The sequence below is a fragment of the Providencia sp. PROV116 genome (assembly GCF_028482485.1).
Lineage (GTDB): Bacteria > Pseudomonadota > Gammaproteobacteria > Enterobacterales > Enterobacteriaceae > Providencia > Providencia rettgeri.
The window spans coordinates 283,752-296,346 of record NZ_JAMPQO010000001.1 but is presented as its reverse complement, the minus strand read 5'-3'; the positions used below and the strand labels follow the sequence as shown (position 1 = coordinate 296,346).

12 protein-coding genes are annotated in these 12,595 nt (G+C 39.7%); 5 read left to right on the top strand and 7 right to left on the bottom strand.

Annotated elements, in window-relative coordinates:
* The first annotated feature begins 102 nt into the window (after positions 1-102).
* Positions 103-2,136, top strand: a complete 2,034-nt coding sequence (locus tag PSE72_RS01470; protein WP_115167210.1) for a M13 family metallopeptidase — start codon at positions 103-105, stop codon at positions 2,134-2,136.
* A gap of 343 nt (positions 2,137-2,479) precedes the next feature.
* Here the strand turns inward: PSE72_RS01470 and sodC are convergent, their stop codons facing one another.
* The 4 genes from sodC to topA form a co-directional block, all read right to left on the bottom strand.
* The gene (gene sodC, locus PSE72_RS01465) at positions 2,480-3,004 is read right to left on the bottom strand and encodes a superoxide dismutase family protein (protein WP_042851597.1); all 525 of its coding nucleotides are present in this window, start codon (positions 3,002-3,004) and stop codon (positions 2,480-2,482) included.
* A gap of 220 nt (positions 3,005-3,224) precedes the next feature.
* Positions 3,225-3,707 (bottom strand): type II toxin-antitoxin system death-on-curing family toxin, encoded by a 483-nt coding sequence (locus tag PSE72_RS01460; RefSeq protein ID WP_413980839.1) that lies wholly within the window; start codon positions 3,705-3,707, stop codon positions 3,225-3,227.
* A gap of 5 nt (positions 3,708-3,712) precedes the next feature.
* A complete protein-coding gene (locus PSE72_RS01455) occupies positions 3,713-3,892 on the bottom strand; it encodes a hypothetical protein (protein WP_198641116.1) in 180 nt (59 codons plus the stop codon).
* A 176-nt stretch (positions 3,893-4,068) separates the two neighbouring features.
* The gene (topA, locus tag PSE72_RS01450; RefSeq protein ID WP_115167208.1) at positions 4,069-6,675 is read right to left on the bottom strand and encodes a type I DNA topoisomerase; all 2,607 of its coding nucleotides are present in this window, start codon (positions 6,673-6,675) and stop codon (positions 4,069-4,071) included.
* 290 nt (positions 6,676-6,965) lie between these two features.
* Between topA and PSE72_RS01445 the strand changes: the two genes are divergently transcribed.
* A complete protein-coding gene (locus PSE72_RS01445) occupies positions 6,966-7,223 on the top strand; it encodes a DUF2498 family protein (RefSeq protein ID WP_094960535.1) in 258 nt (85 codons plus the stop codon).
* Between the two features lie 96 nt (positions 7,224-7,319).
* Here the strand turns inward: PSE72_RS01445 and sohB are convergent, their stop codons facing one another.
* On the bottom strand, positions 7,320-8,366 hold the full coding sequence (gene sohB, locus PSE72_RS01440; RefSeq protein ID WP_115167207.1) for a protease SohB: 1,047 nt from the start codon (positions 8,364-8,366) through the stop codon (positions 7,320-7,322).
* A 177-nt stretch (positions 8,367-8,543) separates the two neighbouring features.
* Between sohB and PSE72_RS01435 the strand changes: the two genes are divergently transcribed.
* The 3 genes from PSE72_RS01435 (at position 8,544) to PSE72_RS01425 (ending at position 10,241) form a co-directional block, all read left to right on the top strand.
* The gene (locus PSE72_RS01435) at positions 8,544-9,308 is read left to right on the top strand and encodes a YciK family oxidoreductase (protein ID WP_109912273.1); all 765 of its coding nucleotides are present in this window, start codon (positions 8,544-8,546) and stop codon (positions 9,306-9,308) included.
* A gap of 5 nt (positions 9,309-9,313) precedes the next feature.
* Positions 9,314-9,904, top strand: coding sequence for a cob(I)yrinic acid a,c-diamide adenosyltransferase (gene cobO / locus PSE72_RS01430; protein ID WP_004911054.1), 591 nt, complete (start codon positions 9,314-9,316; stop codon positions 9,902-9,904).
* A 157-nt stretch (positions 9,905-10,061) separates the two neighbouring features.
* Entirely contained in the window at positions 10,062-10,241 is a 180-nt protein-coding gene (locus PSE72_RS01425) for a hypothetical protein (protein ID WP_115167206.1), read from the top strand.
* Between the two features lie 217 nt (positions 10,242-10,458).
* Here the strand turns inward: PSE72_RS01425 and aphA are convergent, their stop codons facing one another.
* Together aphA and rluB are read right to left on the bottom strand one after the other, a co-directional pair.
* Positions 10,459-11,172, bottom strand: coding sequence for an acid phosphatase AphA (gene aphA, locus PSE72_RS01420; RefSeq protein ID WP_004911059.1), 714 nt, complete (start codon positions 11,170-11,172; stop codon positions 10,459-10,461).
* 368 nt (positions 11,173-11,540) lie between these two features.
* Positions 11,541-12,458, bottom strand: coding sequence for a 23S rRNA pseudouridine(2605) synthase RluB (rluB, locus tag PSE72_RS01415; RefSeq protein WP_004911066.1), 918 nt, complete (start codon positions 12,456-12,458; stop codon positions 11,541-11,543).
* Positions 12,459-12,595: the final 137 nt, after the last annotated feature.

Genomic DNA, 12,595 nt, shown 5'->3' with positions numbered 1-12,595 from the left:
ATTATGTGGTTCAATAAGTAAAATGAATTTTGCAGGATCCTCACTGTAAAATTTAACGTATTAAAGTGGATATCATAATTCTCAACGAAGAGAGGTGGTTACATGCGTTTAAATGTTTTGGCTTTAATTATTGGTATGTCGACGATTTCTTTTGCCCCTGCGCTCTTGGCGAAAGAAGTGGCTTATGGACAACAAAAAATTGTTTTGTCTGATACGATTGAACCCGGAAATGATTTTTACCGTTATGTTAATGAAGATTGGATAAATAAAGCGCAAATCCCCACCGGTATGCCACGTATTAACTCTTTCGTGGAATTATACTTAAACACAGAAAAACACATTCAATCTATTATTGACCAACTACAACAGCTCCCTGAAAACAAGCTCACGCATAACCAACGAAATATTCGAAATTTATATCTCAGCTACCTGAATGAAGAAGCTATCGAGCAAGCTGGTATTAGCCCAATAAAATCCGATTTAGATGCCATTGCAAAAGCTAAAAATCATCATGATATTAGCCAGTTAATGACACAGCCTGACTATAAATCGCTGATTTCTTATTGGGTAGATTTAGATGCCAAAGCACCTGATACCTATGTGCTTTATATCGGTCAAGGCGGTTTAGGGCTGCCGAACCGTACTTATTACCTCGATGACACCCCTCAAATGGAAGATATTCGAAAAAGTTATATCGCTTATATCGCTACCATGCTAGAACTGGCGGGTGAAAAAGATGTACAACCAAAAGCACAGAAAATTTTTGATTTGGAAAAAGCGATTGCAACGGTGCATTGGAGTCCAGAAGCACGCCGTGACACTATCAAAAATTACCATGCGATGTCCCTAGCTGAAATGAAAAATTATACTCAAGGTTTTGATTGGACTAGTTTTATTAGCAGTCGTAAACTAACAGATAAACAACTTGAGAAAATCATCGTTGAAACAGATAGCGCGGTGGAACAAACCGCAAAAATTTTTGCTGATACCCCGGTTTCGACACTAAAAGATTATCTAACCTTCCAATATATTAGTGAACACGCACGTTATTTAAACCAAACTATCGCGGATGCTCAATTTGATTTTTATTCGAAAAAACTCAATGGAATTGAAAAACAACGCACTCGCCAAGAACGTGCATTGCAGACTGTTAATTCACTCCAAGGTGAGCCATTAGGGCAAATTTATGTCGAACAATACTTCGACCCGCAAGCTAAAGAAAAAATTAAAGACTTGGTCAGCTATGTGAGGGGCACATTTAATTCACGCCTAAAAGTCAATGACTGGATGGATGAGCCAACTCGCCAAGAAGCCCTTAAAAAATTAGAGCAATTCACTGTTAAAGTGGGATATCCAGATCAATGGAATGACTTCAGCACAATTAACCTCAAGCCTGACTCATTATTAGAGAATTATAAACAAGTTTTAGCCTGGTCATATGATGATATGATTGGCAAAATTGGCCAACCTGTCCGTCAATGGGAATGGGGCATGACGCCACAAACAGTCAATGCTTATTTCAACCCTGTTCAAAACGAAATTGTGTTCCCAGCGGCAATTTTACAAGCACCTTTCTTTGATCCTAATGTTGACCCAGCCTATAACTATGGTGCAATTGGCGCTGTAATTGGTCACGAGATGGGGCATGGTTTTGATGACCAAGGCAGTTTATATGATGGTACGGGGCAATTACGTAACTGGTGGAGTGAGAGTGCCAAAACTCACTTTAAAGAGAAAACAGCCAAGCTTGTTGAACAGTATAATGCATTTGCTGTTGATGGTTTAAATGTGAATGGCGAGCTTACATTAGGTGAAAACATTGGCGATCTCGGTGGGTTAAATATCGCTTTGAGTGCTTATAAACAATTTGCCAAAGAAAATTATCCAAATGGTGAGCCCCCAATTATTGACGGAACAACTGGGTTACAACGTTTCTTCGTTGCTTGGGCTCGTACTTGGCAAGAACTATCAAATAAAGAATCTGAACGTAATAAGATTATGACAGACCCTCATAGCCCTAACCAATTCCGTGCTAATGGCGTAGTACGCAATATTGATGACTGGTACCAAACATTTGGTGTTGATAAAAATAACACACTATATTTGGCACCAGAGCAACGTATTCGTATTTGGTAATTTATCAATGAAAAAAGAAGGCTCGAGATTTAACTTGAGCCTTCTTTTTATGACTAGCAAAATTAAATTGTTTTCAAATCAATCCAATACGCTAAATAGTTCAGGTTGTGGCTAGGCAGCAAGAGACGCTAAGCCCTAGGAGCATACATCAGTATATGATTAAAATTAGTAAACCCAGCTAACAACACTGCTGTTTAAATCACTTTCTAATCAATACAATACGCTAAATAGTTCAAGTTGTGGCTAGGCAGCAAGAGACGCTAAGCCCTAGGAGCATACATAAGTATGTGACTAGGGTTAGCAAGCGCAGCTAACAACGCCACAGCTTGAAATATGACGCGTATTATTTGATGACGCCGCAGGCCATTCTAGCCCCACCACCGCCTAACGCTTCTGGATTATCAGAATAGTTATCACCACCCACATGCACCATCAATGCACGGTCTTGAACATCTTTGAGTGATTTTAATCGTGGTGCTAGTACCGCGTAATCAGCATTACCTTGGCTATCAGCAACTAAGCCGGGTAAATCACCTAAATGCCCTGTGTTATCATAAGGGCCTTTGTGGACACCTGTTTTAGCGGGGTCTAAATGGCCACCTGCTTTTAATGCAGGTACCGATTTGCCATCTTTCTCTGCGGGTTCGCAACTTGGGTTCTCATGAATATGAAACCCATGAATGCCTGCTTGTAGGCCCGTTAATTTTGGCGTAAATAGTAATCCATATTCTGTTTCTGAGATAACAACCTCACCTATTGCTTTACCATCACCTGTTGGGGTTGCTTCTTTTAGTACAACAGTAGATTGAGCAGCGTATGCTGTCCCCGCTGTCAATAATGCAGCCAGTAAACACATTTTTAACTTCATTTTGCCTCCGGTGGATAACTTTTATCTATCATTCCATCGACTTACCTAAAGATTTCAAAAAGGTAAGAACTATTACTATCTATTGATAACTACAAAGACTCTATCTTAAGTTAACACAAATTAGTTATCACTTTGGTGCTACATTTGAGTTTAGTTAAAAATTGGCGGCTATATCACAGTGAGCGATAAGAAATAAAGGAAATGACAATATAACAGCGGGTTATTCACCGATAGGCATTGATATGAAATTGACAAGTCCGTTGGGTTGACACAGTTGCCTTGAATCAAACTCTCTCGACCAATAACATAGCCAATTTTCAAGATCTTCAAGTGAATAATCTTTTATCGCTAAACCCAAAGCCATGTTTACAATATCATCTTCTGGTGCGGTTAATTCATACCCATTTAATAATAAAAAAATATAACCTGCCATCATTGCTGTCCGTTTATTCGCATTTGCAAAAGAATGGTTTTGGATAAGACTTTCAATTAACACAGAAGATAAAACAAACATATCATCAGTCTGTTGATAGTACCTAACTTGGCTGGGTCTAGACTGGGAGGAATTGAGATTATTAAAATTGAGGATTTCTATAGGCTCATTAGGAGTTTGTCGTTCTATCAATACCCTATTAATATTTACCAAATCATCAACAGATAAATAATTAATACCTTCAACAAACTCCCCTTGGATGCGTATCACTCTCACTATACCTTAGCAAGTTTTTCCATTGCTTTTTCATAGCGAATGAAACCAAAATCAAAAGCATTTTTGACTTGGACTTCATGTGAACATTGCTCGCTAATTGCTGGTTTAGGCGCAGCAATTTTACTTTTGTCACGAGCAGGTATCAATAAGCGATTAGGCTTTTGTAATGCGTGACCCATTTTTATAACCTCTATTAAATCAATTCACTATAAAAACAAAGATAATACTATCAGAACATAATGTAAGGTAACTCATACTAAGTCAACTTATTTCATTACAGCGTATTTTACTAGTAAATAAAAAAGCCAATCAAATTAAATGATTGGCTTTTTTGCTTGAAAATAAAAGAGAACTATTATTTCTCTTTCACTTCCCATTTACCGTCAACGTAGAACGCACTCCAACCCGTTGCTTTACCATTTTTTTCTGAAGAAACATATTGCTGCTTCGTTTTGCGACTAAAACGGACGACAGTTGGGTTACCTTCGCCATCTTCAGCTGGTGCTTCCGCCAAATAAGCGAGTTTCTCAGGTAAACGATCTTTAAAGCGCTGTAATTCTGCAACTAATGGTGCACGCGTTTCTCGTGATTTTGGGAATGTATTTGCTGCAAGGAAAACCCCAGCAGCACCATCACGTAACACAAAATACGCATCAGATTTTTCACATGGAAGTTCCGGTAATGGAACCGGGTCTTCTTTCGGTGGTGCGACTTCGCCACTTCGTAAGATTTTACGTGTATTTTTACACTCTTCGTTAGTACAACCCATGTACTTACCAAAACGACCCATTTTCAGGTGCATTTCTGACCCACATTTGTCACATTCAATGACTGGGCCATCATAACCTTTAATACGAAATTCGCCTTCTTCGATTTCATAACCTTCACATGCAGGGTTATTACCACATACATGTAATTTACGGCTATTATCAATCAAATAGCTGTCCATCGCGGTACCACATTTTGGACAGCGACGTTTTGCTCTTAACGCATTAGTTTCCGCATCATCCCCTTCAAGCACATTCAAGACTTCGTCTTCAGGGATAAGGTTTATTGTTTTCTTACAACGTTCTTTTGGTGGTAGTGCGTAACCAGAACAACCTAAAAATACTCCGGTTGATGCAGTACGGATACCCATATGACGTTCACAATCAGGGCAAATGATTGAGGTGATCACCATTGGGTTAGTGCGCATTCCTCCTTCCTCTGGTTCTTTTTCAGCAACATCTAGCTGCTTACTAAAGTCAGAGAAGAATTCATCTAATACGGCTTTCCACTCAGCATCATGGTTTGCAACATGGTCCAGTTGGTCTTCCATACGCGCAGTAAAATCGTAGTTCATCAGGTCGTTAAAGTTTTCCTCTAAACGATCCGTTACAATCTCACCCATTTTCTCTGCATAAAAACGACGATTTTCAACTTTGACATAACCTCTGTCTTGGATCGTCGAAATAATCGCTGCATACGTAGAAGGACGACCAATACCACGTTTTTCGAGCTCTTTAACTAAAGATGCTTCACTAAAGCGAGCTGGTGGCTTAGTAAAGTGCTGGCTAGGTAATAGCTCAATTAAAGATAACTCCGCACCAACTTGTATTGGTGGCAATGTTTTATCTTCATCATTTTTACGCAGTGCAGGCATGACTTTCGTCCAACCATCGAAACGTAAAGTACGCCCTTTGGCTTTTAGTTCAAAATCACCTGCTTTGACTGTCAAGGTTGTTGAATCATATTTTGCTGGCGTCATTTGACAGGCCACAAACTGATTCCAAATTAATTGATACAACCTTTTCGCATCGTTCTCCATGTCTTTTAGTGACTCAGGTAAAACATCGACACTAGAAGGACGAATGGCTTCGTGCGCCTCTTGCGAATTATCTTTACTGCTATAAACATTCGCATCTTTTGGCAGATATTTAGCGCCAAAATTATCATTAATATAGCCACGAACCATATCCAATGCATCTTGGCTCAAGTTTGTTGAGTCAGTACGCATATAAGTGATATACCCTGCTTCATAAAGACGCTGAGCCATCATCATGGTTTTTTTCACGCCAAAACCTAAACGAGTACTGGCGGCTTGTTGCAACGTTGACGTGATATACGGTGCGCTCGGCTTACTTGATGTCGGCCTATCTTCACGGTCAACAACTGCAAAACGGGCTTTTTCAAGCAGCTTAACTGCTGCCTCTGTTTGCGCTTTATTGACTGGCTTAAATGCCTTACCACCTTGTGAAGTGACTTCCATACGCAAGTTAGCGATATCTTTATCAGCTAAATCGGCATGCAGTTCCCAATATTCTTCAGGGACGAAAGCTTTAATTTCCCGCTCACGTTCAACAATGAGTTTCACTGCAACTGACTGAACACGGCCAGCCGATAAGCCACGAGCTACTTTTTTCCATAGCAGCGGAGAAACCATATAACCCACAACTCGGTCCATAAAACGACGCGCTTGTTGTGCGTTAACTCTATCTATGTTTAATTCCCCAGGGCTGTCAAATGCCTGAGTGATCGCATTTTTGGTGATCTCATTAAATACAACACGACTAAAACGAGAATCGTCTCCACCTATCACTTCGCGTAAATGCCACGCAATAGCTTCCCCTTCGCGGTCCAAGTCCGTTGCGAGGTAGATGTGTTCAGCATCCTCCGCCAGTGATTTAAGTTCAGAAACCACTTTTTCTTTACCCGGTAGAATTTGATAATTCGCTTTCCAACCATGATAAGGGTCGATCCCCATGCGCTTAACTAACGCATCACGCGGATCTTTTTTTACTTTCTTTGTTTTGTCGGTAGATGAGCCTGTACTCTTTTGTGAGCCGGTTTGTGAACCAGAGCCGCTTTTCGGCAGATCACGAATGTGGCCAACGCTGCTTTTTACAACGTAGCCACTGCCAAGATACTTATTAATCGTTTTGGCCTTTGCCGGGGACTCCACTATAACAAGAGCTTTACCCATATTTACCTTTACCTAAATATCAACAATGGCGCATTTCTACATTAAAATGCGCAAAATGAGAATCTTTTTTTTATATTGCGACACAATCACAATATATCAATATATTTTTAAACAATTATTTGTGTTGAAACAAAACTTATAAACTCAATCACGTTATTCTAAAAAGCACAAAGTGTCTTCTAGTTGACTGATTTTAACCACATAAAGATGTTTAGTCACAATTGAAAACCACACACTCTACCTGATAAAATGCTAGAAGCAACCAATTATTTTTTCAAGGAAGCCAAGTTATGCAAGATAATTTACCGTTCATCACAAAAAAAGAGTTACTTGAAAAAGCTAATGATATCATAAAGAAACATGATGATTATATTCATGGTATGTTTGTTGACACCGTTGAGCAGCATCGGGGTACATTGGTATTTAAAGGAGAATTCTTCTTAGATGAGAACAATATTCCTACTTTAAAAAGTACAGCTGCTTTTAATATGTACAAACATCTCGCTCATGTACTGTCAGAACAATACCAATTAAGTGATAATAACTAATTAACACGTTTGCTTTTTGTATAAAATTTACCGGCTTTAACGCCGGTAAATTAATAGTAGATTTAAAAACGCTTATTCGCTAGGCGAAATTTAAAATTACAAGAGTGGTTTTTGCCCGCGTTGCCACCAGCGCAATAATAAGTTATCCACGCTCTTTGCCGCGCTTCCCATAAACTTATCCATCATTTTTTTACTTAACACATAACGAATACTAACTATTTCCTTAGTATCAATTGCATTAATAATAAAATCATCACTTACGCCAATTTTATCCACAAGCCCTTTTTCAATTGCCTGCGAACCATACCAATACTCCCCTGTTGCAACTGCAGAAATATCTAAAGATGGGCGGTTTTGATGAACAAATTGTTTAAACAATTCATGCGTTGAATTTAAATCTTCAACAAATTTCTTGCGACCTTGCTCTGTATTCTCACCTAACATAGTCAATGTACGCTTGTACTCACCTGCGGTATGAAGTTCAACGTCAACATCATGTTTTTTTAATAACCGATGAATATTCGGAATTTGAGCAACCACACCAATCGAACCAATAATGGCAAATGGTGCAGCAATAATTTTATCTGCAATACATGCCATCATGTATCCGCCACTCGCCGCAACTTTATCAACCGTAATGGTAAGTGGGATATTTTTTTCTTTGATTCTTAATAATTGAGAAGCTGCTAAACCGTAACCATGAACCATTCCACCAGGGCTTTCAAGTCTTAACAAAACTTCATCTTGTTGATCGGCAACAGCAAGAATTGCACTGATCTCTTCACGTAAAGAGGCAACTTCACGGGCATCCATGCTACCTTTAAAGTCTAAGACATATAAACAAGGTTTTTTAACCCCTGTTTGGCCTAATTTCGCCCCTGTTTTCTCACTTTTTGATTTCGCTTTTTGCTGCTTTTTAAATGCTTTCAACCACGCTTTATGTTCTGGTTCATTCATTTTAATTTGTTGCATTTGGCGTTGGCGCTCACGATAACTTTCACCTAAATCTGTGATTTTTAAAGCACCTTTAGCCCCTTGTCGGCGCATACCTACGCCAAACACAAAGACAGCTAGCAAAACCACCGCCACCAAAATAGTGACGACTTTTGCTAAAAATAGCCCATACAATGAGAAATACTCCACAATCTGATCCTTTTGATGTTTATCTTCAATACAAAAATAATCTCACGATTACGTGCAAACAACCAGAAAAAAACAGAGTTAGCACACAAACTTCGTTAATAACTATGTTAGATTAGCCAATTATCACAATCAGTGCGATGATAACCGTACATGCTAATCACAATAGTAGGAAAGAATATGCTCCAATATCAACCTAGACAAGACCTATTGAAAGGTAAAACGATTCTTGTAACCGGTGCAGGTGATGGCATTGGCCGTGAAGCCGCTCTCACTTATGCGCGCTATGGTGCATCCCTTATCCTTGTTGGTAGAACACAGCATAAATTACAATCCGTTAGTGATGAAATAGCCGCTTTAGGTGGAAGTAAGCCACCTTGCTTTATATTAGACTTATTAACTGCAACAATTGATGACTGCTATACTCTAGCCTCGCAAGTTGCCGCAATAACACCTTATTTAGATGGCGTATTACACAATGCCGGAATACTTGGTGTCGTTGCCCCCATCACTGAGCAACCCAGCGACCTATGGCATGATGTTATGCAAATAAATGTTAATGCCACATTTATGCTAACTCAAGCATTGCTCCCTTTGTTACTCAAAGCACCTAATGCCTCATTAGTTTTCACCAGTTCGAGTGTAGGTAAGCAAGGTCGCGCCGGTTGGGGCGCCTATGCTGTATCAAAATTTGCCACCGAAGGTTTAATGCAAGTGCTAGCCGAAGAATATAAGCAGACTAATCTTCGTGTAAATTGTATTAACCCAGGCGGCACTCGAACCTCAATGCGAGCAAGTGCATTTCCTGATGAAAATCCGCTTAAATTAAAAACCCCTGCTGATATCATGCCTATTTATATCTATTTGATGGGCGATGATAGCCTGCGTAAAACGGGAAGTAGTTATGATGCTCAACCCGGACGTAAACCTGGTGCTGCGGAGTAAACACGATGTCTCAAAATCGACACGAAGAACGCCAACAACGTTTAAAAGAAAAAGTAGATGCACGTATTGAAGCCGCACAAATTGAACGAGGGATCGTTATTGTCTTTACTGGAAATGGGAAAGGCAAAACCACAGCCGCATTTGGAACTGTCTGCCGTACAGTAGGCCATGGTAAAAAAGCCGCTGTTGTTCAATTTATTAAAGGAGGTTGGGATAATGGCGAACGCGAACTACTAGAACCACAAGGCGTCCCCTTCTATGTTATGTCAACAGGGTTTACGTGGGAGACTCAAAATAAAGAGACCGATACCCTTGCTTGTATGGAAACTTGGCAGTACGCCAAGCAATTGTTAAGTGACCCACAGTACGATTTAGTCATTTTAGATGAGCTCACCTATATGGTGAGTTATCATTACCTCGAATTAGCAGAGGTGGTTCAAGCATTACAAAGCCGCCCTACCAATCAATCTGTCGTGATCACGGGTAGAGGTTGCCACCGAGATTTAATCGAGTTAGCCGATACAGTAACAGAAATGCGCCCAGTGAAACATGCATTTGATATTGGGATTAAAGCTCAAAAAGGGATTGATTGGTAACTAGCCGCTAAGAAAGTGCAATAATTCGATATTTATACAGTTATTGTACTTTTAATCGACTTGTATCTAGCTAACTATCTTTGGTCTTACAGGCCAAAATGGTGGTCTACAAACTAATAATGGTACTGTTAAAGTTAAAGGAGATACTCTAAATAACTTGTATGGTTCAATTGCTGCAAATGTGAATAATAACGCTGCTGCACGTAACGATGTTGACATTAAACTCAAAGCGACATTCAATAATAATTATGGGCAAATTACAGCCGCTAATAACCAAAAGCTTGATATTGGCACATTAGAAAACTACGCAGGAAAAGTGACTGCTGGGAAAACCTAACTATTTATTCCAAAAATCGGGTTAATAATCAGTATGGGGCTTTACGTTCGACTAATACCACTAAGATCACCAGCCCTATCGTCACGAGTGGAACGACAGGAAGCATCTCCGGTAATCGTGTGATTATTGATGCTGTTGTGACTAACTAAAATATCCTACGCTTAAAAAAGGCGGTCATTTCTAAATGACCGCCTTTTTATTATGGCTAATTACAGAATTAATATTCTGAATTAATCACCACCTCTTCACCAAAACGCCCGGCTTTTGGTAATGGTTGATAAGATGAATTAGCTGCACGTAAAATACGGACACCACGAATACCTAACTCATGAGCTGCTGCGATATCTGCATCAGCATCACCATAATAGATGGTTAATTTGTGATCACGCATCCAACTCACTTTATTATTTTGCCCTGGTTCATCACCTGCAAAAATGACAGGTTGCATTTTATCTGCAGGTATTGCTAAACCTTCTTGAACGTATTTAGTCACCGTTTCTGTTTTTGTTTTCGTACGGCCTGTGATGAAATAGACAGTATCACCGCGATCTAAGTGCATTTTGACTAAATCAATACCCACTTGTTTTGGCATGCTGAATTTGTCCCACTCATTATTCATTTTTTCCCAAAATTGTTGGTTTTTGAGATAGCTAAAGTCGTTAGGAGAGAACTCTAATTTACCACGGTAAAAACCTGGACTCGAAAATAACACCGTATCATCGATATCAAACCCAACAGCCATTGGCGCTTTGCCTTCTAGGCTTTGTTTAATTTGTTCGATGGAAACCCAATGAATAGGCTGTTGTTGAGCTAGTTCAACAACGGTAACCCCAGGGCTTACGGTTTCTGGCATTGGAATTTTTGCTTGAGACGTTGCTGTAAAACTTAATGCCAATGCAATCGCACTCAAAGTCAGTGTTATTTTTTTCATGTTTTGTCCTTATTCAGGTTTATCCACTTAAACCATTCTTTATTTATCTGGATAAACTGGGTAAGTAATAGGTTTATCTGTAAATTTATCTTTATTATCAGTAGCAACCCAATATTTTGTGAGATACATCCCACAAGAAGGGTCATACTAAGACTTTTAATTACATTAAAATGAGATGAATATCTCATAAATATCATCTCTTATTGATAGCTTTCATAATAATGTGAACTAGAACATTAATTTTCTTATAATTAACAAGGTTATATTCAATAAAATCATTACGTTGATAGATGAGAATCACTTCCATACATCAAAAAAAGCTGAGGGTGGAGCCTCAGCTTTTTTAATATTCGAGAATTGCAATTAATCTAGATGCGAGTACGACGTTTCGCCGTTGGTCTTGAAGATTGACGTTTTGATGCAGGACGTGATGCAACTTGCGTATGGCGTTTTACCGCACGGCGAATTTGGTTTGCTTTAATACGACGTTGGTCACGCTCAACGGCAACTTTGCTTTCAGTTTCTACCGGCAATTCCACCAGCTCACGGAGATAATTGGTTTGCTCTAAACCCAGTTCCGTCCATCCTCCACGTGGTAAACCTTTTGGTAAATCAATATCACCATAACGCACACGGATTAAACGGCTTACTTGAACACCAACCGATTCCCAAAGGCGGCGGACCTCGCGGTTACGCCCTTCAGTTAAAGTGACGTTAAACCATTGATTCATCCCTTCTCCGCCACGGTAAGAAACCGTTTTAAAAGAAGCTGGACCATCTTCCAACTGTACACCTTGTGTTAATTGACGAATTTTCGCTTCATTGATTTCACCAAACACACGTACAGCATATTCACGCTCAACTTCACGGCTTGGATGCATTAAACGATTAGCTAGCTCACCATCCGTCGTAAATAACAATAAACCGCTGGTGTTAACATCTAAGCGACCAACAGCAATCCACCGTGCTCCCGTTAAGCGAGGTAAACGGTTAAAGACAGTTGGGCGCCCTTCTGGATCATGGCGTGTACATAATTCACCTTCTGGCTTGTAATAAGCCATTACACGGCAAATTTCTTTTTCAGGTTCTTTGATAGCTAATAAACGACCATCTAAACGAATTTTTGTTGCTGGTGTGACTTCAACACGGTCTCCGAGTGTCGCAATTTTGCCATCAACACTAATACGACCCGCTTGCAGGAATGTTTCGATTTCTCGACGAGAACCATGCCCTGAACGAGCAAGGATTTTCTGTAATTTTTCAGTTTTTTGCGGTTTTACGCTCATGTAACCCTCTGCTGTCGCCTTCACAGGCGTCAAATATCTTTTTGGCGCGTCATCTTGTGACCGTACCAAAAAGTAATGAATTTGAAAACCCGCGCATTATACACAGGTTTGTCCTGAACCCCTATAACTTATCTGAA

Excerpts from the sequence above, each read along its gene's own strand:
- PSE72_RS01470 (WP_115167210.1), top strand. The coding sequence starts at position 103 with ATGCGTTTAAATGTTTTGGCTTTAATTATTGGTATGTCGACGATTTCT.
- sodC (WP_042851597.1), bottom strand. The coding sequence starts at position 3,004 with ATGAAGTTAAAAATGTGTTTACTGGCTGCATTATTGACAGCGGGGACA.
- PSE72_RS01455 (WP_198641116.1), bottom strand. The coding sequence starts at position 3,892 with ATGGGTCACGCATTACAAAAGCCTAATCGCTTATTGATACCTGCTCGT.
- topA (WP_115167208.1), bottom strand. The coding sequence starts at position 6,675 with ATGGGTAAAGCTCTTGTTATAGTGGAGTCCCCGGCAAAGGCCAAAACG.
- PSE72_RS01445 (WP_094960535.1), top strand. The coding sequence starts at position 6,966 with ATGCAAGATAATTTACCGTTCATCACAAAAAAAGAGTTACTTGAAAAA.
- PSE72_RS01435 (WP_109912273.1), top strand. The coding sequence starts at position 8,544 with ATGCTCCAATATCAACCTAGACAAGACCTATTGAAAGGTAAAACGATT.
- cobO (WP_004911054.1), top strand. The coding sequence starts at position 9,314 with ATGTCTCAAAATCGACACGAAGAACGCCAACAACGTTTAAAAGAAAAA.
- aphA (WP_004911059.1), bottom strand. The coding sequence starts at position 11,172 with ATGAAAAAAATAACACTGACTTTGAGTGCGATTGCATTGGCATTAAGT.
- rluB (WP_004911066.1), bottom strand. The coding sequence starts at position 12,458 with ATGAGCGTAAAACCGCAAAAAACTGAAAAATTACAGAAAATCCTTGCT.